This is a genomic window from Pseudonocardia sp. (assembly GCF_025465255.1).
Lineage (GTDB): Bacteria > Actinomycetota > Actinomycetes > Mycobacteriales > Pseudonocardiaceae > Pseudonocardia.
The window spans coordinates 24,079-45,820 of the sequence record NZ_JAODNI010000113.1; the positions used below are offsets into that span (position 1 = coordinate 24,079).

At 72.7% G+C, this 21,742-nt stretch carries 15 protein-coding genes; 7 read left to right on the top strand and 8 right to left on the bottom strand.

Annotation, left to right across the window (positions count from 1 at the left end):
- Both JWP64_RS13390 and JWP64_RS13395 read left to right on the top strand, forming a co-directional pair.
- Positions 1-2,706, top strand: a complete 2,706-nt coding sequence (locus JWP64_RS13390) for an FtsK/SpoIIIE domain-containing protein (RefSeq protein ID WP_297496239.1) — start codon at positions 1-3, stop codon at positions 2,704-2,706.
- Positions 2,703-3,104: a hypothetical protein gene (locus tag JWP64_RS13395; protein WP_297496240.1), complete on the top strand. Its 402-nt coding sequence runs from the start codon at positions 2,703-2,705 to the stop codon at positions 3,102-3,104. Before JWP64_RS13390 ends, JWP64_RS13395 begins: the two co-directional genes overlap by 4 nt.
- Before the next feature lie 92 nt (positions 3,105-3,196).
- Here the strand turns inward: JWP64_RS13395 and JWP64_RS13400 are convergent, their stop codons facing one another.
- The 5 genes from JWP64_RS13400 to JWP64_RS13420 all read right to left on the bottom strand — a co-directional run bounded on the left by JWP64_RS13400 (position 3,197) and on the right by JWP64_RS13420 (position 10,822).
- On the bottom strand, positions 3,197-3,370 hold the full coding sequence (locus JWP64_RS13400) for a DUF6104 family protein (protein WP_297496241.1): 174 nt from the start codon (positions 3,368-3,370) through the stop codon (positions 3,197-3,199).
- A gap of 9 nt (positions 3,371-3,379) precedes the next feature.
- Complete coding sequence (locus JWP64_RS13405; protein WP_297496242.1) at positions 3,380-7,165, bottom strand: multifunctional oxoglutarate decarboxylase/oxoglutarate dehydrogenase thiamine pyrophosphate-binding subunit/dihydrolipoyllysine-residue succinyltransferase subunit; 3,786 nt, start codon at positions 7,163-7,165, stop codon at positions 3,380-3,382.
- Between the two features lie 135 nt (positions 7,166-7,300).
- Positions 7,301-8,080, bottom strand: coding sequence for a hypothetical protein (locus tag JWP64_RS13410; protein ID WP_297496243.1), 780 nt, complete (start codon positions 8,078-8,080; stop codon positions 7,301-7,303).
- 118 nt (positions 8,081-8,198) lie between these two features.
- Positions 8,199-9,230 (bottom strand): LLM class F420-dependent oxidoreductase, encoded by a 1,032-nt coding sequence (locus JWP64_RS13415; RefSeq protein ID WP_297496244.1) that lies wholly within the window; start codon positions 9,228-9,230, stop codon positions 8,199-8,201.
- Positions 9,231-9,265: 35 nt separating this feature from the next.
- The gene (locus tag JWP64_RS13420; RefSeq protein WP_297496245.1) at positions 9,266-10,822 is read right to left on the bottom strand and encodes a long-chain-fatty-acid--CoA ligase; all 1,557 of its coding nucleotides are present in this window, start codon (positions 10,820-10,822) and stop codon (positions 9,266-9,268) included.
- Between the two features lie 168 nt (positions 10,823-10,990).
- Between JWP64_RS13420 and JWP64_RS13425 the strand changes: the two genes are divergently transcribed.
- Both JWP64_RS13425 and JWP64_RS13430 read left to right on the top strand, forming a co-directional pair.
- A complete protein-coding gene (locus JWP64_RS13425; RefSeq protein WP_297496246.1) occupies positions 10,991-11,899 on the top strand; it encodes an ATP-binding cassette domain-containing protein in 909 nt (302 codons plus the stop codon).
- Positions 11,896-12,750 (top strand): hypothetical protein, encoded by an 855-nt coding sequence (locus tag JWP64_RS13430; protein ID WP_297496247.1) that lies wholly within the window; start codon positions 11,896-11,898, stop codon positions 12,748-12,750. Before JWP64_RS13425 ends, JWP64_RS13430 begins: the two co-directional genes overlap by 4 nt.
- Before the next feature lie 19 nt (positions 12,751-12,769).
- Here the strand turns inward: JWP64_RS13430 and JWP64_RS13435 are convergent, their stop codons facing one another.
- Positions 12,770-13,603 (bottom strand): aldo/keto reductase, encoded by an 834-nt coding sequence (locus tag JWP64_RS13435; RefSeq protein ID WP_297496248.1) that lies wholly within the window; start codon positions 13,601-13,603, stop codon positions 12,770-12,772.
- A 100-nt stretch (positions 13,604-13,703) separates the two neighbouring features.
- Here JWP64_RS13435 and JWP64_RS13440 point away from each other — a divergent pair, with 100 nt between their 5' ends.
- From JWP64_RS13440 to glmS, 3 genes are all read left to right on the top strand, one after another.
- Positions 13,704-17,525 (top strand): ABC transporter ATP-binding protein, encoded by a 3,822-nt coding sequence (locus tag JWP64_RS13440; RefSeq protein ID WP_297496249.1) that lies wholly within the window; start codon positions 13,704-13,706, stop codon positions 17,523-17,525.
- A gap of 146 nt (positions 17,526-17,671) precedes the next feature.
- Positions 17,672-17,941 carry a hypothetical protein gene (locus JWP64_RS13445; RefSeq protein ID WP_366889894.1) on the top strand — a complete coding sequence of 90 codons (270 nt, stop codon included), beginning with the start codon at positions 17,672-17,674 and terminating at the stop codon, positions 17,939-17,941.
- A 26-nt stretch (positions 17,942-17,967) separates the two neighbouring features.
- Positions 17,968-19,818, top strand: a complete 1,851-nt coding sequence (glmS, locus tag JWP64_RS13450) for a glutamine--fructose-6-phosphate transaminase (isomerizing) (RefSeq protein ID WP_297496250.1) — start codon at positions 17,968-17,970, stop codon at positions 19,816-19,818.
- Positions 19,819-19,893: 75 nt separating this feature from the next.
- Here glmS and JWP64_RS13455 read toward each other — a convergent pair whose 3' ends face one another.
- Together JWP64_RS13455 and JWP64_RS13460 are read right to left on the bottom strand one after the other, a co-directional pair.
- Positions 19,894-20,454, bottom strand: coding sequence for an MSMEG_0567/Sll0786 family nitrogen starvation N-acetyltransferase (locus tag JWP64_RS13455; protein WP_297496251.1), 561 nt, complete (start codon positions 20,452-20,454; stop codon positions 19,894-19,896).
- Between the two features lie 91 nt (positions 20,455-20,545).
- The gene (locus JWP64_RS13460; protein WP_297496252.1) at positions 20,546-21,733 is read right to left on the bottom strand and encodes an MSMEG_0568 family radical SAM protein; all 1,188 of its coding nucleotides are present in this window, start codon (positions 21,731-21,733) and stop codon (positions 20,546-20,548) included.
- Positions 21,734-21,742 lie beyond the last annotated feature (9 nt).

Sequence of the window (21,742 nt, forward strand, 5' to 3'; positions counted from 1 at the left end):
ATGCCAGGTCTGGGGAGGCCCGGCCGGCGGGAACGCATCACCGCCGCCTTCGACGAGTTCCGGGACGCGTGCGCGGCGGCGCTCGGGGCGGCGTCGCGGCTGCGGGCGGACGCCGTCCGCGCCCACGCCGGGACGATGTTCGAGCTCTGGCTGCGCCGCGACGGCGTCGAGGCCGCGCGGGCGGACCCCGCGCTGGCGCCGGCGTTCGGCTCGCAGGTGCTGGCCGCCGCCGTGGAGCGTGCGGAGTCCGACCGGCGGAAGGCGTTCGACCCCTGGCTGGAGCACGGTCCGCGCCGGCTCGCGGACATCATGGCCGAGGCGGCGACCGGGCCGGCCGGGCAGGAGCCGCGGGAGTGGCTCGGCGCCGTCGGGAAGTACGAGGGCGTGCACGACCCGTACCCGCGGCTGTGGCGGATCGGGAGCGGCCGCCTCGACGTCGGGGAGGCGTTCCCCGTGGGCATCCCGCTGCTGGACGAGTCCCACCTGCGCATCGACTCCACGCACGAGACCCGCGGGGCCGCGGAGGCGCTCGTCGAGCAGGTGCTGCTGCGGGTGCTCTCGACCTTCCGGCCCGGGATGGTGAACGTCCACGTCTGGGACGTCGGCCAGTTCACCGGGGCGCTGCCCGGGCTCTACCCGCTGACCCGCACCGGGCTGCTCACCGTGCACGACCCGGGCCGCCTCGGCGAGCTCCTCGACGAGCTGTCCGACCGGATCCGCAAGGTACACAGCCGGGTGCTCGTCGGCGGGTACCCGTCGCTGCGCGCGCACGCCCAGCACGAGGGCAAGCGCAGCGAACCGTGGGTCGTCGCGGTCCTCGCCGGCAACCGGCAGTCGCTGTCCGACGAGCATCACCGCCAGCTGCAGCGGGTGGCGCGCAGCGGCCTGGCGTGCGGGATCCAGCTCGTGCTGCTGGACGTCCCGATGACGGTCGGGGCGCCCGTCGAGTCCGTGCGGTTCACCCCGGACGGCGTCCGCTGCTCGATGACGGGCCCGAACGTCGCGGTCACGCCCGACCCGCCGCTGCCGCGCGGCGAGGTCACCGCGGCGTGCACCGAGATCGTGCGCGCCCACGAGGAGTGGCGGGCGCAGGTCAGTACGTTCGCGGACCTGTTGCCGCTGACCAGGGACTACCGGACGTCGTCGGCGGCCGGGGTGTATGCGCCGATCGGCTTCGCCGACGGCATGCCCGTCGAGATCGCCCTGGACGACGGTTCCCCGCACGCGTTGATCGGCGGCCCGAGCGGCTCCGGCAAGACGAACCTGCTGCTCGCCATGATCGGGTCGATGGCCGCCCGGTACGACCCCGACGAGCTCGAGTTCTACCTCCTGGACTTCAAGGAGGGCGTCTCGTTCGCGCAGTTCGCCCCGGGCCGGGCGGACGGGACCTGGCTGCCGCACGCCCGGCTCATCGGGATCAACATCAACACCGACCGGGAGTTCGGGCTCGCGCTGCTGCAGTTCCTGGCGGACGAGATGCGCCGCCGCGCAGATGCCGCGAAACGTCACGAGGTGACGAAGCTCGAGGAGCTGCGCGGGGTGGACGAGACCGGACGGTGGCCGCGGATCGTCGCCGTGATCGACGAGTTCCAGTACCTCTTCGCCGAGCGGGACCAGCTGACCAAGCAGGCGACCGCGCTGCTGGAGGACGTCGCCCGGCGCGGTCGCTCGCAGGGCATCCACCTGGTGCTGGCCAGCCAGGACGTGTCCGGGATCGAGGCCTTCTGGGGCCGTCCGGCGATCTTCGAGCAGTTCGTCCTGCGGATCGCGCTGCCGCGGGCCCGCCGGGTCCTCGCGAACCTCAACGACGCCGCGCTGTCCCTGCCGCGCTGGCACGCGATCGTGAACCACGAGTCCGGGATGAAGCACGGCAACGAGATCGCGCGGATCCCGGACGCGAGCGCCCGCACCGAGATCGACGAGGTGCAGCACGAGACCCACGCCTACTTCGCCCCGGGCCGGACGATGCCGCGGCTGTTCAACGGTTCCCGGGCCCCGTGGGTCGGCGACCTGCTCGACGTCCTGGGCCGCGAGGGCGGACCGCGGGCGCTGCTCGGTCAGGTGATCGACGTCGAGGGCAGCGCGGCGGCGGTCCGGCTGCCGGACACACCGGGCCGCAACGTCGCCGTGCTGGCGTCGGACGGGAACGAGGCGATGCGGGTGATGGGCGCGGCCGCGCAGTCGCTCGTGGCGACGGCTCCGCCGAACGCGACGTTCGTCGTCGCGTATCTGGTGGACAACGGTGACGCGGTCCTCGATCGGCTCGGGGACCGGGCGGACCCGGTGGGACTCGACGAGATCCGGGAACGGGTCGAGTTGCTGGCCGAGGAGGTCGCGGCCCGGGCCGCCGGGAGCGACCGGCCGCCGCTGTACGTGCTGCTCCTCGGCGCGGACGCGGCGGACCCCCTGCTCGAACGGTCCGGCACCGAGGCGCTGCGGAGCGTCCTGCGGTTCGGGCCCGAGGTGGGCGTGCACGTGATCGGCTGGTGGCGCAGCGCCACGCGGCTGCGGTCCCTGCTGAGCATGTCCGCGAGCCCGGACGACGTCGGCGCGTGGATCGCCCTGGACGTCCAGGGCTCCGAGCTGACGCCGCTCGCGCCGGGGATGGGCCTGACCTGGGCGCCCCGCCCGGGCCGAGGACTGTTCTTCGACCGCGCGCAGCACTCGCGCCCGGAGGTCGTGCTGGTGCCGGAGGTGAAGCGGTGAGCGAGCCGATCGACCCGGCGCCTGCGCGCAGCGCGGAGCGCGACGACGCCGCGGCGCGGTACCGGGAGGTGACCGCGGGGATCGAGGCGGCCGTCGAGGAGATGCGGGCGAAGGACCGGGACCGGGCTCTGACGCTCGAACGCCGCCTCGGCGAGCTCGACGACGTCATGGCCCGGGCGGGGGAGCGCACGGCCCTGACCCGGTTCACCGTCGACCTGCACTGGGAGGCCGCGCTCGAGGCGCTGTGGGGGGAGTCCTGGATGACCCTGCGGACCTTCCCGGCCCCGGACGAGACGGCGGACCCGAACGAGCTGGACGCGCTGGACCAGCAGGTCGCGAGCAGGTTCGACGTGCTGCGGGACCTGGTCCGCCGCCGCGGCTTCGGCCTCCGCCGCTGACCCGTCTCCGGTGCTCGAGTGGCTCGAGCGTCAACCACCGCCGCTCGAGCCACTCGAGCGGCGGCTAGCAGGCGGCGGGCTCCGACGTCCCGTCAGTCGTCCTCGTCGTCGCGCGCGAGGAAGGTCGCGAGGCGTTCCACCGCGTCCTCGAACGCGGGGTTCAGGTCGACGAACGTGCGGAGCCGGGCGGCCAGCCACTCCACGCTGACCGCCTCCTCCCCGCGCCGCTCGACGAGCTCCTCGATGCCGCGGTCGGTGAAGTACACGCCGACGGCCTAGCTGAAGGCCTTGGCGATCAGCTCGCGCTGCTCGACCTCGTGCACCTTCGACGACCCGGGGGCCGGCGCGGCCATCCGGCGACGCGAGATACGGGTCAGCCCCGACAGGCGCTCCGGCAGCTTCTCCGGGAGCTCGAGGCCCATGTGCGGCCACGCGCCCTGGTTCGCCGGCTCCTCCTGGACCCAGCGGACCTGCTTCGCGTTCGGGTACCGCTCCAGCACCGCGGCGAGCTGCCGGTCCGGGACCGGGTAGAGCTGCTCGACGCGGACGATCGCGACGTTGTCGATGTCCTGCTTCTCCCGGTGCTGCGCGAGCTCCCAGTAGATCTTGCCGCTGCACAGCAGAACCTTCTGGATCGAGGTGGCGGGGCCGTCGTCGGTGCGGTAGCGCGGGTCGTCGATCACCGGGCGGAACCGGCCGCCGGTGAAGTCCGAGACGGGCGAGACGACCGCCTTGTTCCGCAGCATCGACTTCGGGGTGAAGACGACGAGCGGGCGGCGGACGCCGTCGAGGGCCTGCCGGCGCAGCAGGTGGAAGTAGTTCGCCGGCTCCGACGGCAGCGCCACCGTCATCGAACCCTCGGCGCACAGCTGCAGGAAGCGCTCGATGCGCCCCGAGCTGTGGTCCGGGCCCTGGCCCTCGAGGCCGTGCGGCAGCAGCAGCACCACGTCCGACATCTGGCCCCACTTGGCCTCACCGGACGAGATGAACTCGTCGATGATCGACTGGGCGCCGTTGACGAAGTCCCCGAACTGGGCCTCCCACAGCACCAGCGCGTTCGGGTTCGCCACCGAGTAGCCGTACTCGAAGCCGACCGCCGCGAACTCCGACAGCGCCGAGTCGTAGGCCATGAAACGGCCCTGGTCCTCGGCGAGGTTGCGCAGCGGGGTGTACTCCTCGCCGGTCTTGCGGTCGATGAGCACCGAGTGCCGCTGCACGAACGTGCCGCGCCGCGTGTCCTGCCCGGAGAGCCGGACCAGCTTGCCGTCCATGGCCAGCGAGCCGAACGCGAGCAGCTCGCCGAAGGCCCAGTCGATGTCGCCCTCGCGCGACATCTTCGCGCGCTTCTGCAGCACCGGCTTGACGCGCTGGTGGGGGGTGAAGCCCTCCGGCAGGTTGGCGTGCACGTCGCCGATGCGGTGCACGACCTCCAGCGTGACGGACGTGTCCAGGTCGCTCGGGACGAGCTGTTCCTGCTCCACCGACGACGAGACGGCGGGCGGGGTCTTCTCCAGCTCCCGGACCTCGTTGAAGACGTGCTCGAGCTGGTTGGAGAAGTCCTTGAGCGCGTGCTCGGCCTCCTCCATGGTGATGTCGCCACGGCCGATCAGCGACTCGGTGTAGATCTTGCGGACGCTGCGCTTGGCGTCGATCACGTCGTACATCGCCGGCTGCGTCATCGAAGGGTCGTCACCCTCGTTGTGGCCGCGGCGGCGGTAACAGATCATGTCGATCACGACGTCGTTGTTCCACCGCTCGCGGTACTCGACCGCCAGCTTGGCGACCCAGACGCAGGCCTCCGGGTCGTCGCCGTTCACGTGGAAGACCGGCGCGCCGATCATCTTCGCGACGTCCGTCGAGTACTGCGACGAGCGCGACGCCTCCGGGGCGGTGGTGAAGCCGACCTGGTTGTTGACGACGACGTGCACGGTGCCGCCCGTGCGGTAGCCGCGCAGCAGCGCGAGGTTCAGCGTCTCCGCCACCACGCCCTGCCCGGCGAACGCCGCGTCGCCGTGCATCATCAGCGGCAGCACGGTGAACGCGCCGTCGCCCTTGTCCAGGATGTCCTGCTTGGCGCGGACGATGCCCTCGAGCACCGGGTCCACGGCCTCCAGATGCGACGGGTTGGACGCCAGAGAGACGACGACCTCGCCGTCGCCGAACATCCGGAAGTACTTGCCCTCGGCGCCCAGGTGGTACTTGACGTCGCCGGAGCCGTGCGCCTGACCCGGGTCCAGGTTGCCCTCGAACTCGCGGAAGATCTGGCTGATGGGCTTGCCGACGATGTTGGCGAGCACGTTGAGCCGGCCGCGGTGCGGCATGCCGATGACGACCTCGTCGAGCTCGTACTCGGCGGCCTTGTCCAGCACGGCGTCCAGCAGCGGGATGACGGTCTCGCCGCCCTCGAGCGAGAACCGCTTCTGCCCGACGTACTTGGTCTGCAGGAAGGTCTCGAACGCCTCGGCCGCGTTGAGCTTGCTGAGCACGTACTTCTGCTCGACGACCGAAGGCTTCTGGTGCGGGACCTCGATGCGCTCCTGCAGCCAGGCGCGCTGCTCGGGGTCCGCGATGTGCATGTACTCGGTGCCGACGGTGCGGCAGTAGGAGTCCCGGAGCAGACCCAGGACGTCCCGGAGCTTCATGTGCTTCTTGCCGCCGAAGCCGCCGACGGCGAACTCGCGGTCCAGGTCCCAGAGGGTGAGGCCGTGGCTGAGCACGTCCAGGTCCGGGTGCCGGCGCTGGCGGTAGTTCAGCGGGTCCGTGTCCGCCATCAGGTGCCCGCGGGTGCGGTAGGACTCGATCAGCTCGAGGATGCGCGCGGTCTTGTCGACCTCGCCCTCGGGGATGTCCTGCACCCAGCGGACGGGCTCGTAGGGGACCCGCAGCGACGTGAAGATCTCGTCGTAGAAGCCGTCCCCGCCGAGGAGCAGGTGGTGGATCCGGCGCAGGAAGTCACCGGACTCCGCGCCCTGGATGATCCGGTGGTCATAGGTCGACGTCAGCGTGATGATCTTGCTGATGCCGAGTGTCGCGAGCCGTTCCTCGCTGGCGCCCTGGAACTCGGCCGGGTACTCCATCGCCCCGACGCCGATGATCGTGCCCTGCCCCTGCATCAGCCGCGGCACCGAGTGGTTGGTGCCCAGCGTGCCCGGGTTGGTGAGGCTGATCGTGGTGCCGGCGAAGTCCTCCGCGGTCAGGTTCCCGCCGCGTGCCTTGTGCACGATGCCCTCGTAGGCCGACCAGAACTGCGCGAACGTCATGTTCTCGCAGCCCTTGATCGACACGACCACGAGCGAGCGCTGGCCGTTCCTGCCGGGCAGGTCGATGGCCAGGCCGAGGTTGACGTGCTCGGGCTGTACGACGGTCGGCTTGCCGTCCGTCTCGACGAAGTGCCGGTTCATCACCGGGAAGTCCGCCATCGCCTTCACCACGGCGTAGCCGATGAGGTGGGTGAAGGAGATCTTGCCGCCGCGGGTGCGCTGCAGCTGGTTGTTGATGACGATCCGGTTGTCCGCCAGCAGCTTGGCGGGCACGGCGCGGACGCTCGTCGCGGTGGGGACCGCGAGGGAGGCGTTCATGTTCTTGACGACCGCGTTCGCGGCGCCGCGGAGCGGGGTCACCTCGCCGTCGCTGCCGATGGGCGCGGGCTTGGCGGCCTGGGAGGTGCTGCCGGCGGCGGGCTTCTGGGGGGCCTTCGGCGGGACGGGCTTCGTGGCGGCGGAACCGTTGGAGCCGGTCTTCTGTGGCACGGTGGAGCTGGCGGCGGCGGCGGACACGTCCTGCTTTCCGGTCGGGGTGGAGGTCTTCTCGGCGGTCTTCGGCGACGTGGTCGACGCGTCCTGCTGCTCGGCGTCCTGCTCCTCGGCAGCCGGGGACTCGTCGTCGGCGTCGTCCGCTCCGATGTCGGAGAGGCCGCCGCCCGGCCGGTAGTCCGCGAAGAAGTCGTGCCACGCCGGGTCGACCCCGTTCGGGTCCTCGAGGAAGCGCTGGTACATCTCCTCGACGAGCCACTCGTTGGGACCGAACTGTTCCGTTGGGCTTGACGTACTGCTGGTGGACACGCTGTCAACCGCCTTGGTTCCGCTAATGTGTCGGGTCGCCGACGACCGGGGACCAGGGTAGTCCCCGCACCGGATCACGGGGTACCGCGCCAGGGGGATCACACAAACCTGGTGGGGGCACCGACGCACGCCGAGTCAGAAGACGGGCAGCGCGCCGATACCCGGTACGACCGCGGTCCGGACCGCCGTCTCGGCGATCACGGTGCCCACCGTCAGCCCGCAGGAGGAGTCCCGGCGCAGGGTGTCCCGCTCGCCGGCGTACTGCCCGTCGACGGGATCGACCAGGAGCTCGGTGCGGGTGGGCCCGTCGTCGTGCACGAGGGCGGCGCACAGGTTGCCGTCGAGGTCCTTCACCTCGTCGACGACCGTCACCGCCGGCAGCAGCAGCAGCGCGGCGAAGAGGGCCTCGCGCAGGTCCGCCGGCACGGTGCAGGTGCGCAGCGTGTCCACCGCCGCCCGGAACGGGCCGGTGTAGGTGCGCTGCGGCACGTCCTCGCGCAGGCGGGCGATCAGCCCGTCCGGGTCCCGCGGCAGCAGCGCGAGGAACTCGGGGGTGGGCGCCGCCCAGCCGCCGGTCGGACGGCGCGGCGAGGTCTCGTTGAGCTCGGCGTAGAAGTCCCCGTAGGGCGCCCGGAACCGGCCGCTGGGCCAGTGGTCGTTCAGGTCGAACCCCTCGGAGACGGCATCGTCCCCGGAGCCGGCGAGCCAGGTGACGCGGCCGGTGAGCTCGCGGTCGAGCAGCCAGTCCGCGTCCCGGTCCACCGGCGTCCACTGCTGGATCAGGTGCTCCGAGAGATGGACGTGGATCGTCTCCGCGGTGGCGAACGTACCCATCCACCACGCGTGGGTAGCGATGTACCGGTACTGCTCCGCTGTGAGCGGCTCGTCTGCGGTACGGACGAACGGGACGGGCACCAGGTTGCTCCCGCGGGTCGGTGAACGGGACGGGTCGGCCCACACATTGTGGAACGGGCCCGACACGGCCCGTCACACCACCCCCACCCCGCGAATCACCCGCGGGGGTGCCCACCTCTCAGGAGATCCACTCCTTGACCTGACCGAAGATCTTCGGGGCGTCCGCCGTGACCGCGTTGACGTGCAGATGCGTGACGCCGGCCTCCTGCAGCGCAGCGATCCGCTCGCGGACGAACGCGGGCTCGCCGATGAGCGTCGCCTTCTCGATGAACTCGTCCGGCAGCGCGGCGGCGGCCTCCTCCTTCTTCCCGTCGAGATAGAGGTCCTGCACCTCCTGCGCGGCGTCGGCCCAGCCCTGTCGCCTCATGACCGTGTTGTAGAAGTTCTTGCCCCGCGCGCCCATGCCGCCGATGTAGAGCGCGTACATCCCGCGGGCGAGCTGCCGCGCCGGCTCCCACATCTCCGGCTCGAGCGCGAGGATGCCGCCGCCGGTGATCTGCAGCGGGCCGAGCTCGGGGGCGCGCTTCGCGAACCCGGCGTCGAGCGCCGGGCCGAACACGTCGCGGATCTTCTCCGGGACGAGCACGTGCGGCAGCCAGCCCTCGGCGAGCTCCGCGGTCATCTCGACGTTCTTGTCCCCGAGCGCCGCGACCCAGATCGGGATGTTCGCGCGCTTCGGGTGGTTGATCAGCTTGAGCGGCTTGCCGAGCCCGGTGCCCCGGCCCTCGGGGAGCGGGATCTGGTAGAGGCCGTCGTGCTCCAGCCGCTCGCGGCGCCAGACCTTGCGGCAGATGTCGATGATCTCCCGGGTGCGGGTGATCGGCTTGTCGTAGGGGACGCCGTGGAAGCCTTCGATGACCTGCGGCCCGGACGCGCCGAGACCGAGGATGGCGCGGCCGTTCGACAGCGCGTCCAGGCCGGCCGCGGACATCGCGGTGAGCGTCGGGGTCCGGCTGTAGATCGGCAGGATCCCGGAGCCGATCTCGACCCGCTCGGTACGCGCCGCGAGGTACCCCATCAGGGAGACGGCGTCGTAGCTGTAGGCCTCCGCGACCCAGACGACGTCGAGGCCGGCCTTCTCCAGGCCGACCACGGAGTCGGCGTTCGCGATCGGGTCATCGCCGTACTGGAGCTGCGTCGAGAGCTTCATCCGACGGAGGTTACCGGCGAGTCAACGTGAGCGCCCTACACGACGGTCCGCTCCCGGCCCGCCCAGTAGGGTGCCCGGAGGTCCTTCTTGAGGATCTTGCCCGTGGGGTTGCGGGGGAGCTCGTCCACCATCTCGACGCTCGCGGGGCACTTGAACGACGCGAGCTGTGCGCGGCAGTACGCGAGGATCTCCTCCTGGTCCACCCGCGCGCCCGCCGCCGCGACGACGATCGCCTTCGGCACCTCGCCCCACCGCTCGTCCGGCACGCCGATCACCGCGACGTCCGCGACGGCCGGGTGCTCGGCCAGAACCCGCTCGATCTCCGCGGGGTAGATGTTCTCGCCGCCGCTGATGATCATGTCCTTGATCCGGTCGGTCACGTAGACGTAGCCGTCGGCGTCGACGTGCCCGCCGTCGCCGGACCGCAGCCAGCCGTCCGGGGCGACGGCGGCCGCGGTCGCCTCGGGCCTGCGCCAGTAGCCGCTCATCAGCTGCGGGGTCCGGACCCAGATCTCGCCGGGCTCGCCGGTCGGGACCGGCTCCCCGGTCGCGGGGTCCCGGATCTCGATCTCGACGCCGTGGATGGGCGTCCCGGCCGACACCAGCCGGTGCGCGGCGGCCGGGTCCTCGTGGTCGGCGGTCGGCAGCGTGCTCACCACGCCGCACGCCTCCGTCATCCCGTAGACCTGCGCGAGGGTGCCGGGGAACAGGGCGAGGCTCGCCCGCATCACCGGCAGCGGCATCGGCGACGCACCGTAGGAGAGGACCTCCAGGGCCGAGTAGTCCCGGTCCGCCGCGCCGGGCACCTGGGCCATCGCCGCCATCAGCGCGGGGACGAGGAACGTGTGCGTGATCCGCTCCCGCTCGAGCACCTCCAGCACGGCGGCGGGGTCCGGGACGCGCTGCAGCACGATCCGCGCGCCGTGGGTGAGCGCGACCAGCGCGTAGCTCGTGCCGCCGACGTGGAACAGCGGCATCGCGACCTGCACCGACGCGTCGGCGGTCATCCCGAACTCCGCCGCGCTGTTGCGGGCGTGCTCGAGCAGGCCGCGGTGGGTCAGCATCGCGCCCTTGGGGAAGCCGGTGGTGCCCGAGGTGTAGAGCTGCACGACGCACTCGTCCGGCGCCGCGGGGTGCAGGTCCGGGTCCGGCTCGTGGGAGCTCAGCCAGGCCTCGAACTCGTCGTCCCCGCCGCCGACCCGCACGACCCGCTCGACCGCCGTCAGCTTCTCCCGCACCTGCTCCACCGCCGGCGCGAACTCGGGCCCGACGAAGAGCAGCCGGGCCGCGGCGTCGTCGATCACGTGGACGATCTCGGGCGGCGCCAGCCGGAAGTTGACGACGGCGTTGGCGGCGCCGATCCGCGCGCACGCGAGCGTCAGCTCGATACAGGACGGATGGTTGAGGTCCAGCACCGCGACCCGGTCCCCGGGACCGATCCCCGCGGCCCGCAGCGCGCCCGCGAGGCGGCGCACCCGCTCGTCGAGCTCCGTCCAGGTCCGGGTGAGGTCGCCGAACCGCAGGACCTCGGCGTCGGGCCGCGCGGCCGTCCAGTGGGGGAGCAGGTCGGAGATCAGCGACACGTCGGTCATGGAGGACTCCTCGACGGCGGGGTGTGGTCGGGGCCACACGACTCGGCGGATCGTAGCGTCCGGCGCAGTCCTCGGAACGGGACGAATCCGGCGAGCCGGCCGCCCGGATGCGCCGACGGGCGCGGCGGTGGGCAGGATGGAGCCGCATCGACGATCGGGGGGCGACGCGTGCAGGACCACTCCGGGCGGATCGCCGTCGACGGCCTGAGCAAGCGGTTCGGCACCGTCGAGGCGGTCCGCGACCTCGGGTTCACCGTCGAGCCGGGACTGGTCACCGGGTTCCTCGGACCCAACGGCTCCGGCAAGACCACGACCCTGCGGATGATCCTCGGGCTGGTCGTGCCGACGTCCGGCACCGCGCTCGTCGAGGGCGTCCCCTTCGAGACCCTCGGCTCGCCCGGCCGCGTCCTCGGCGCCGTGCTCGAGGCGCAGGGCTTCCACCCCTCCCGCACCGCGCGCCGCCATCTGCTGGTGTGCGCGGCCGCGATCGGGGTGCCGGACCGGCGCGTCGACGAGGTGCTCGGCCTGGTCGGGCTCGCCGTGGACGCCGACCGCGGGGTCGGCGGCTACTCCCTCGGCATGAAGCAGCGCCTCGCGCTCGCGACCGCGCTGCTCGGCGACCCCCGGATCCTCGTCCTCGACGAGCCGGGCAACGGCCTGGACCCGGCCGGCATCGCCTGGCTGCGGGACTTCCTGCGCGGGTTCGCCCGCAGCGGCCGCAGCGTGCTCGTGTCCAGCCACCAGCTCGCCGAGATCGGGCAGAGCGCGGACCGGGTCGTGGTGATCCACCGCGGCGCGTGCGTCTACCAGGGCGAGCTGGCGGGGCTCGGCGGCGGTCGCCGGGGGCGGGTGCTCGTGCGCTGCGCGGAGCCGGTGACGCTCGCGCAGGCGCTGGTCGCGAAGGGACTGATGGAGGTGGACACGCTGCCGGACGGACGGCTCGCGGTGGGGGGCGCCGACGCGGTGCTGGTCGGGGACACGGCGCTGGCGGCGGGGGTCGCGGTGTACGGGTTGGTGGAGGAGCAGGTGGATCTGGAACAGCTGTTCCTGCAGCTCACCGGGGGTGTCGCCGGATGATCGCGCCGACCGCGTCCCGGATGCTGCGGGCCGAGCTCCGGCGGACGACCTCGGTCCGCATGTGGTGGGCGCTGCTGATCCCGGTCGTCCTGCTGGCGCTGTCGATCAACGTGTTCGGCGGCGTCTTCAGCTCGTCGCTCTCGGGGCTCGGCGGGGAGACGCCCGGGGTCCTGCTCGCGTCGCTGGCCTACTCCCTCTCGCTCGGCAGCGTGTTCGCCGCCGTGCACGGCGCGGTGCAGGCGTCGGGGGAGTTCCGGCACCGGACGATCACCACCACGTACCTCACCGGCGGGCGCGTCCCCGTGCTGCTGGCCCGCTGCGCGGTCGGCGCGGCCGTCGGCGCCGTCTACGCGCTGGGGACCCTCGCGTTCGGGCTGGTGGCGGGCCTGTTCGGGCAGGGCAGCGCGACGTTCCCGTCGCCCGGGCCGCTGTTCGGGCTGATCGGCTCCGGGATCGCCGTCTGCGCCCTGTGGGCCGTGCTCGGGGTGGCCGTCGGGACGCTCGTGACGAACCAGGCCGGCGCGGTCGTGCTGCTGCTCGTCTACGTCCTGGCGATCGAGAACGTGCTGTCGCTGATCCTGAGGTCGGGCGCGGACGCCGGCCTCGGCACCGGCCCGCCGGCGATCGCCCGGATCACCTCCTACCTGCCCGGGAACGCCGCGGACGTCGCGCTCTACGACATCCCGGCCGTCGAGCTCGCGGGCCCGCGCTACGGCAACCAGGCCGTCGAGAGCCTGGCGGGGGTGGCGTCGCCGCCGCCCGGCTGGGCGTGCCTGATCGTCCTCGCGCTCTGGGCGGGGGCGGGCGTCGCGGCGGCCTGGGTGGTGGGGGCCCGCCGCGACGTCACCTGAGCCCTCCTGCGGCGGAGTCTCAGACGCCGGTGTTCATCGTGTCCGGGTCCGGGCCGATGCGGCCGCCGTTGTCCAGGGCGTCGATCACGGCGAGGTCGTCGGCGTCGAGCTCGAAGCCGAGGACGTCGAAGTTCTCGGCGATCCGCGACGGCGTCACGGACTTCGGGATGACGACGTTGCCGAGCTGCAGGTGCCAGCGCAGGATCACCTGCGCCGGGGTCCTCCCGTGCTTCGCCGCGAGCTTCGCGACCACCGGGTCCTCCAGCAGGCCGCCGCGGGCGAGCGGGCTCCACGCCTCGGTGGCGATGCCGTGCTCGGCGTGGAAGGCGCGCAGCTCGGCCTGCGGCAGGTTCGGGTGCAGCTCGATCTGGTTGATCGCGGGCGTCACCCCGGTCTCGTCGAGGAGCCGCTGCAGGTGCGGCACTCCGAAGTTGGAGACGCCGACCGCGCGGGCCCGTCCCGAGGCGTGGATCTCCTGCAACGCGCGCCAGCTGTCGACGTAGCGGTCCGCACCGGGCGCGGGCCAGTGGATCAGGTAGAGGTCGACGTGGTCGAGCCCGAGCCGCTCGAGGCTCGCGTCGAACGCCTTGAGGGCGGCGTCCCGGCCCTGGTCGGAGTTCCAGAGCTTGGTGGCGATGAAGAGGTCGTCGCGCGCGATGCCGGACCTCGCGATCGCGGTGCCGACCTCGCCCTCGTTCTCGTAGATCCGGGCGGTGTCGACGTGCCGGTAGCCGGTCTCCAGCGCGGTGCTCACCGACGCCTCGGTCTCGCCCGGCGGCACGAGGAAGACGCCGAAGCCGAGCTGCGGGATCTCGACCCCGCCGGACAGGGTGACGGTGGGAATGTTGCTCATGATCCGCCCAACCGGCGCTCCGGCGCCCGGCTTCCCGCCGGTGGCCGGGCTCACCACGGCCGGCCGGAGAGTGTCGGCGGCCGGGCATAACCTTCACAGCGTGTCCTCGCTCCCCTCATCTCCAGAACAGTCGAGGCGGGCGGGCTGGATCCGACGGCTGACCCGCGCCTGCTTCGCCCACCGCGGCGTCACCGTCGGCGCGCTGCTGGCGTCGGTGTTCGGCGTCAGCCTGGACGCCCTCGGCCCGCTGCTCACCCGCGTCGCGGTCGACGACGCGGTCCGCGGCGTCACCGACGTGCTGCTCCCGATCGTGCTGGCGATCCTCGGGCTGGCCGTCGTCCGCTTCGCCGCGTCCTTCGCCCGCCGCTACCTCGCCGGCCGGATGGCGCTGGACGTCCAGCACGACCTCCGCCGCCAGGTGTTCGCCTCCGTGCAGCGCCTGGACGGGGAGAAGCAGGACGCGCTGCGCACCGGCCAGGTCGTCTCGCGCTCGATCACGGACCTGCAGCTCGTCCAGTCGCTGCTGTCGATGGTCCCGCTGACGGCGGGCACGATCGCGCTCGTCGTCGCGTCGGTGGCGGCGATGCTCTACCTGTCGCCGCTGCTCACGGTCATCTCGCTGATCATGCTGCCGCTCGCCGCGTACATCACCCAGCGCACCCGGCGCTCGCTGTTCCCGGCCACCTGGTCGGCGCAGCAGCGGGCCGCGGACGTCGCGCAGCAGGTGGAGGAGACGGTCACCGGCGTCCGCGTCGTCAAGGGGTTCGGGCAGGAGTCCCGCGAGGTCGGAACCCTGGAGGGGCTGGCCCGGAAGCTGTTCGCGGAGCGGATGCGCGCGGCCCGGATGACCGCCCGGCTCAACCCGATGCTGCTGGCGCTGCCGAGCCTCGGGCAGGTCGCGGTGATCGGCTTCGGCGGCTGGATGGCGTTGAACGGCTCGATCTCCCTCGGCACGTTCCTGGCCTTCACCACCTACGTCGCGCAGCTCGTCGGGCCGGCCCGGCTGGTCGGCTCGCTCGTCGTCAGCGCGCAGCTGGCGCGGGCCGGTGTCGAGCGGGTGTACGACCTGGTGGACTCGATGCCCGAGGTGACCGACCCGGAGCGGCCGGCGGCCCTGCCGGACGGGCCGCTGTCCGTCGAGCTCGACGCGGTGCGGTTCGGCTACACGAGCCGCGAACCGGTGCTCGACGACGTGTCCCTGCGGGTGGAGCCCGGCGAGACGCTCGCGCTGGTCGGCACCGCGGGCTCGGGCAAGTCGACGGTCGCCCTGTTGCTTCCCCGCTTCTACGACCCGCAGTCGGGCGCGCTCCGGCTCGGCGGCGTGGACCTGCGGGACCTGCGGTTGCGGGACCTGCGCCAGGAGCTCGGCGTCGTCTTCGAGGAGGCCTTCCTCTTCTCGGACACGATCCGGGCGAACATCGCGTACGGCCGGCCGGACGCGAGCGACGAGGAGATCCGGTCCGCCGCCGAGGCCGCGCAGATCGGCCTGTTCGTCGAGTCCCTGCCGAAGGGCTACGACACCGAGGTCGGCGAGCGCGGGCTCACCCTCTCCGGCGGGCAGCGGCAGCGGATCGCGCTGGCCAGGGCGATGCTCACGGACCCCCGCGTCCTCGTGCTGGACGACGCGACGTCCGCGGTGGACACCACCACCGAGGCCGCCATCCACGCCACCCTGCGCACGCTCATGCAAGGCCGCACCACGTTGCTGGTCGCGCACCGGCGCTCCACGCTCGCGCTCGCGGACCGGGTGGCCGTGCTGGACGAGGGTCGCGTCGTCGACGTCGGGACGGAGGCGGAGCTGCGGGCCCGCAGCCCGCTGTTCCGGGAGCTCCTCGCGGCGAGCACCGCCGAGGACGACGCGGGACGCGTCGCGCCCGTGGAGCCGGAGGTGCAGGTCGACGGCGTCACCGCGTCGTTGTGGCCGGACCCGGGGACGGTCCGGGTCACCGGCTCGGACACTGCGCTGCGGTCCGCGGCCGCGGACGCGGGGCACGGCGGGGGCGGCGGTCCGGCGGGCCGCGGCGGCGGGGCGACGGCCATGGTCGGCGGCATCGCCGCCACCCCGGAACTGCTCGCCGCCGTCGACGCGCTGCCTCCCGCCACCGAGGATCCCCGCCTCGGCGGGGAGGACCCGGCCGCGCCCGACCCGACGTTCCGGCTGGTCAAGCTGCTGCGGCCGGTCCGCTGGCTGCTCGCGGCCGGGATGGCGTTCGTGGCCCTCGACGCACTGGCCACGCTGGCGCTGCCCAGCATCGCCCGGTACGCGGTGGACGGCGGCATCACCGCCGGGTCCGGCCGGGTGCTGGCGATCGCGGCGCTGATCGGCATCGGCGTGGTCGCGGCGGACGCGTTCGTCGTCGCCGCGCAGACGGTCACCACGTCCCGGGCCGGGGAGAGCCTGCTCTACCTGCTGCGGGTTCGCAGCTACGCCCACCTGCAGAGGCTCGGGCTGGACTACTACGAGCGCGAGCTCTCCGGCCGGATCATGACCCGGATGACCACGGACGTGGACGCGCTGTCCACGTTCCTGCAGACCGGGCTCGCGCAGGCCGTCGTCAGCCTCCTCACGGTCGGCGGGGTCGCGGTCGCGCTGCTGGTCACGGACCTCGCGCTCGGCCTGGTGGCGCTGGCCGTGGTCCCGATCCTGGTCGTGGCGACGGTCGTGTTCCGCCGGGTGTCCTCGCGGGCCTACACCGAGGCCCGGGAGAAGGTCAGCGTGGTCAATGCGGACATGCAGGAGAACGTCTCCGGCGTGCGCGTCGCCCAGGCCTACGTCCGCGAGGAGCGCAGCGCCGAGGCGTTCTCCGAGCGCAGCGACGCCTACCGCCGCTCCCGGATGCGCGCGCAGCGCTACATCGCCACGTACTTCCCGGGGGTCGCGTTCATGTCGGACATCGCGCAGGCCGCGGTGCTCGGCGTCGGGGCCGCGCGGGTCGCCTCGGGCGGGCTCACCCCGGGGATCCTGACGGCGTTCCTGCTCTACCTGGGCCTGTTCTTCACCCCCGTGCAGCAGCTCTCCCAGGTCTTCGACGGCTACCAGCAGGCCCGCGTGGGCCTGCGTCGGATCTCGGAACTGCTGCGCACGCCGACGTCGCTCGCCCAGGTCCCGGCCGCGGAGGAGATCGCCGTGCCGGAGCGGCTGCGCGGGGAGGTCGAGCTGCGGGACGTCGGCTTCACCTACGCCGGCACGGACGAGCGAGCGCTCTCCGACGTCCGGCTGCGCGTCGGGGCTGGGGAGACGGTCGCGCTGGTCGGGGCCACCGGGGCGGGCAAGTCCACGATGGTGAAGCTGCTCGCCCGGTTCTACGACGTGGGCGAGGGTGCCCTGCTCGTCGACGGCGTGGACGTGCGGCGCTACCCGCTGCAGCGTTACCGGCAACGGCTCGGGTTCGTGCCGCAGGAGCCGCACCTGTTCACCGGGGATGTCGCGGCGAACATCGCCTACGGCCAGCCGGACGCGAGCCCCGCGGAGATCGAGTCGGCGGCCCGGGCCGTCGGCGCGCTGGGCCTGGTGCGGTCGCTCCCGGGCGGCTTCCGCCATCCCGTCGGGGAGCGCGGCCAGGGGCTCTCGGCGGGGCAGCGCCAGCTCGTCGCGCTGGCCCGGGCCGAGCTCGTGGACCCGGACCTGCTGATCTTCGACGAGGCCACCGCGGCGCTCGATCCCGCCACCGAGGCCGCCGTGCTCGAGGCGGGGGACCGGCTGACGTCGAAGCGCACGTCGTTCGTCGTCGCGCACCGGCTGGCGACGGCCGCGCGCTCGGACCGGATCGTCGTGCTGGACGGCGGACGGATCGTCGAGGAGGGGCCGCACGCCGAGCTCGTCGCGGCCGGAGGGCGGTATGCCGCGCTCTGGCGGGCCGGTGAACTGGAGCCCGCCGCGGAGGCCGCCGAGGAGGACGTCTCGGCGGCTCGTTCCGCCTGAATCGGCCGACCGCGGAGCACGGGCTCCGGCAGGCACGAGTGATCGATCCGTGGCGGAGTGCCGAAGCGGCGTGAGTTTTGGAGTATTCCTGCCTGAAATCGGGCAGATATTTGCTTCCGTGCTCCTCCTTCGGGCAAGCTCCCGCTGTGAGCGTCGTGCAGCACGAGGATCTGGTCGCGCATCTGGTCCAGAGCACATCGCTGAGCTGGGGCGAGGCGTTACGGGTGGTCGACGAGGTACTCGCGTACTTCGGCGAGCAGACCGAGGCCTTCGTCCGCCGCCGGCACTCCGAGCTGCAGGGGCGCGGGCTCACCAACGACCGGATCTTCGCGCGGCTGGGCGCCGAACTGGCCGCCCGGCGGGTCGCTCCACCGGAGCTGTCCGCCCGTCAGCTGCGCCGGATCGTCTACGGATGATCCAGACACGAGAAGGAGACGCCTGAGTGTGCGGGATCGTGGGATACGTCGGCGCACAGGACGCCGCACCGATCCTCCTGGAGGGTCTCGGGAGGCTGGAGTACCGCGGGTACGACTCGGCGGGCATCGCCGTGGTGCACCGCACGGGCAAGGGCCCGGCGACGCTGAAGGTGCGCAAGGCCAGCGGCCGGGTCGCGGACCTCGCCGCCGATCTGCCCGCCCGGTTCAAGGGCGCGCCCGGCATCGGGCACACCCGCTGGGCCACCCACGGTGAGCCGAGCGTGGCCAACGCGCACCCGCACACGGACACGTCCGAGCGGATCGCGGTGGTCCACAACGGGATCATCGAGAACGCGGACGAGCTGCGGGCCAAGCTGACCGCGGACGGTGTCGAGTTCACCTCGCAGACGGACACCGAGACCGTCGCGCACCTGGTCGCGGCCGCGTACGTGAACGGCGCCGCGGACCTCGAGCAGGCCGTCCGGACCGCGCTGAAGCAGGTCGTGGGCGCGTACGGGATCGCCGTGCTGGACTCCGAGCACCCGGACCGGATCGTCGTCGCGCGCAACGGGTCCCCGGTGCTGCTCGGCGTCGGGGAGCGGGAGATGTTCGTGGCGAGCGACGTCTCCGCGCTCGTCGGCTACACCCGTCAGGTCGTCTACCTCGACGACGGCGAGCTGGCCACGATCACCGCCACCGGCTACCGCACCTTCACCCTCGACGACCGCTCGACCGCCAAGCAGCCGTCCGAGGTGGACTGGGACGTCGTCGGCGCCGAGATCGGGGACCACGCCCACTACCTGGTCAAGGAGATCGCCGAGCAGCCGCGCTCGATCGAGCGGGCGCTGCGCGGCCGCCTCGACGAGCGGTTCTCCACCGCGCACCTCGGCGGGCTGAACCTCACGATCCGCGAGGCCCGCGAGTTCAAGCGCGTCAAGATCCTCGGCTGTGGCTCGGCCTGCTACGCGGGCGAACTCGGGGCCCAGCTGATCGAGGACCTGGCCCGAGTGCCCGCGACGTCGGAGTCCGCGTCGGAGTTCCGCTACCGCAACCCGGTCGTCGAGCCGGACACGCTCTACGTCGCGGTCAGCCAGTCCGGCGAGACCGTGGACACCCTCGCCGCGGTGCAGGAGCTGCAGCGCAAGGGCGGCCGGGTCATCGGGATCATCAACGTGGTCGGCTCGACGATCGCGCGGCAGGTCGACGGCGGCATCTACATCCACGCCGGCCCCGAGATGTCCGTGGCCGCGACGAAGTCCTTCACCTCGACCCTCATCGCGTTCGCGCTCCTCGCGCTGCACCTCGGCCGGGTCCGGGACCTCGCGCCCACGGAGGGCCGCCGGATCATCGACGGCCTCAACCAGCTCCCGGCCCAGATCGAGCAGATCCTGGACGAGGAGAAGCGGACGGGGCTCATCGCCGAGACCGCGGCCGAGATCGCCCAGCGCCCCAGCGTGCTGTTCATCGGGCGCCGGCGAGGCTGGCCGGTGGCCAAGGAGGGCGCGCAGAAGTTCAAGGAGGTCTCTTACGTGCACGCCGAGGCCTACGCGTCCGCCGAGCTGAAGCACGGCCCGCTCGCGCTGGTCAGCCCCGAGCTGCCGACCGTCGCCTGCGTCCCGGACGACGATCTCTTCGAGAAGAACGTCTCTACGCTCGCCGAGATCCGGGCGCGCAAGGGCCCGGTCGTCGCGCTCGCCCACCGGGAGCTCTCGACGGACCTCGCGGACCGCACGATCGTCGTCCCGCGGAACGAGCCGGAGCTGGACCCGATCCTGATGTCGGTCCCGCTGCAGCTCCTGGCCTACCACGCGGCCGTGGCCCTGGACCGGGACGTCGACCGCCCGAGGAACCTGGCGAAGTCGGTCACCGTCGAGTAACCGCGCCATGGAGCCACAACGCGGAAAATCGGCCCCTTCAGGGGCGTTGTGGCTCCATGACGCGGTCGTCGGCGGTCAGGTGCGCGTTGGGGCTCCTTGGCGGGGGCCGGTCAGCCACTCGGTCATGGGGCTGGTCAGCGGCGTCGTCATGGGCACGTGCGGGTGGCCGACGTAGGTCTCCACCGGGCCTGCCGTCCGCCAGCCGAGCCGGTGGAAGAAGCGCTCGTTGGGCAGCTGGACGTGGGCGAGCATGCGGATCCCGTCCCGGGCCCCCGCCGTCTCCACCGCGAACCGCACGAGCGGGCCGCCGATCCCCGCGGTCCGGAACTCCGGGAGCACCGCGAGCCGGTCGCCGAGCCATTCCCCGGACACCCCCGTCGGGTAGAGGCGGACGGTGCCGGCGGGGCGGCCGTCGTGCGTCGCGAGGACGTGGACGACGTCGTCCCGGGCGTCGTGCGCGTCGACGTCCGAGCCGTCGAACACGGCCTGCTCCTCGACGAACACCGCGCGGCGGATGCGGTGGTGCCAGGCCCGGGCGTCGGGGTCCGCGGCGGGCCGGCAGGCGACCGGATCCACCCCGACCACCACGTTCGACGCCCGGACGGGCCGGATCCGCTCCGCCGGTGCGGCGGTCACCGAGCCCCTCCTGACCTGCACGAACGGCACTTTCGTGCGCCAGGTCGGCACGAGAGTGCCGTTCGTGCGGTGCGGAGTGTGCGGGGCGCGGTCATGCGCTCGGGCGCTTTCCGATCTGCAGGAGCGGGGCGGCGCCGGGCGCGCCGGTGCCGCAGGGCGTGCCGCGGCGCTGATCTCCCTGGCTGGACTGCTGCACGAGGTTGAGCGACGAGCACGCCTGGCACCGCGCGCAGCCCGCGACCGCGGTGTCCGCGCCCAGCCCGCGCGCGGCGAGGAACCCGGCGACCTTGCGGTAGATCGGCTCCGTGTACTCCCGCGACGGCGCCGGCACGTCCTCCATCAGCGACCCCGCGACGGGCCGCAGCGGGACGACGAACGGGTACACGCCGATGTCGACGGCGCGCCGGCACATCTCCACGGTCAGATCCGGGTCCTCGCCCATCCCGAGGATCACGTATGTCGAGACGCGGCCCTCGCCGAAGAGCTGCACCGCCCGCTCCCACGTGCGGAAGTAGGCGTCGATCCCGGTCCGGAACTTGCCCGGCGCGACCCGCGCGAGCACCGCCGGGTCGAAGGACTCGACGTGCACGCCGACGGAGTCGACGCCCATGTCGTGCACCTGGTCGAGCACCGAGAGGTCCCGCGGCGGCTCGAACTGCACCTCGACGGGTAGCCCCGCGGCCTCCTTCACGGCCTGCCCGCAGCGCGCGACGTACAACGCGCCGCGGTCCGGGGCCACCGACGAACCGGTGGTCAGCGTGGCGTCGACGGCGCCGTCGAGGTCCCGGGCGGCGACGGCCACCTCGGCGAGCATCTCGGGCGTCTTCTTCGCGATCGTGTTCCCGGCGGCCAGCGAGACGCCGATGCCGCAGAAGCCGCACTGGTCCGAGTTGCCCCAGTAGTTGCAGGCCTGCACGACCGTCGACGCCAGCGAGTCCAGGTGCAGCAGCGCGATCTGGTGGTACGGGACGCCGTCGGCGGTCTCGAGGTCGTAGAACCGGGGCCGTCGCGTCCCCGCCACCGAGGCGACCTTCACGCCGTCCCGGAAGATCCCCTGGCCGTCGTCCTCGGCGCGCAGGGAGTACGGCGAGGTCTCGCTCGGTGGGACCGTGACGGGCACGCCCTCGATCCAGAGCATCCCCGAGTCCGAGGGACCCGCGCCGCCCGTGCGGGAGGTCTCCAGGGTGGTCTCGATCCGCAGGCCGACGCTCTGCAGATCCATGATCAGCTCGGCCACGTGGGCCGAGGTGCCGGCAGGAGTCCGGTCGAGCACGGTCATCCGATGATC

Coding starts and splice junctions, on each gene's coding strand:
- JWP64_RS13390 (WP_297496239.1), top strand. CDS start 1: ATGCCAGGTCTGGGGAGGCCCGGCCGGCGGGAACGCATCACCGCCGCC.
- JWP64_RS13415 (WP_297496244.1), bottom strand. CDS start 9,230: ATGAAGCTCTCGACGCAGCTCCAGTACGGCGATGACCCGATCGCGAAC.
- JWP64_RS13420 (WP_297496245.1), bottom strand. CDS start 10,822: ATGACCGACGTGTCGCTGATCTCCGACCTGCTCCCCCACTGGACGGCC.
- JWP64_RS13430 (WP_297496247.1), top strand. CDS start 11,896: ATGATCGCGCCGACCGCGTCCCGGATGCTGCGGGCCGAGCTCCGGCGG.
- JWP64_RS13435 (WP_297496248.1), bottom strand. CDS start 13,603: ATGAGCAACATTCCCACCGTCACCCTGTCCGGCGGGGTCGAGATCCCG.
- JWP64_RS13460 (WP_297496252.1), bottom strand. CDS start 21,733: ATGACCGTGCTCGACCGGACTCCTGCCGGCACCTCGGCCCACGTGGCC.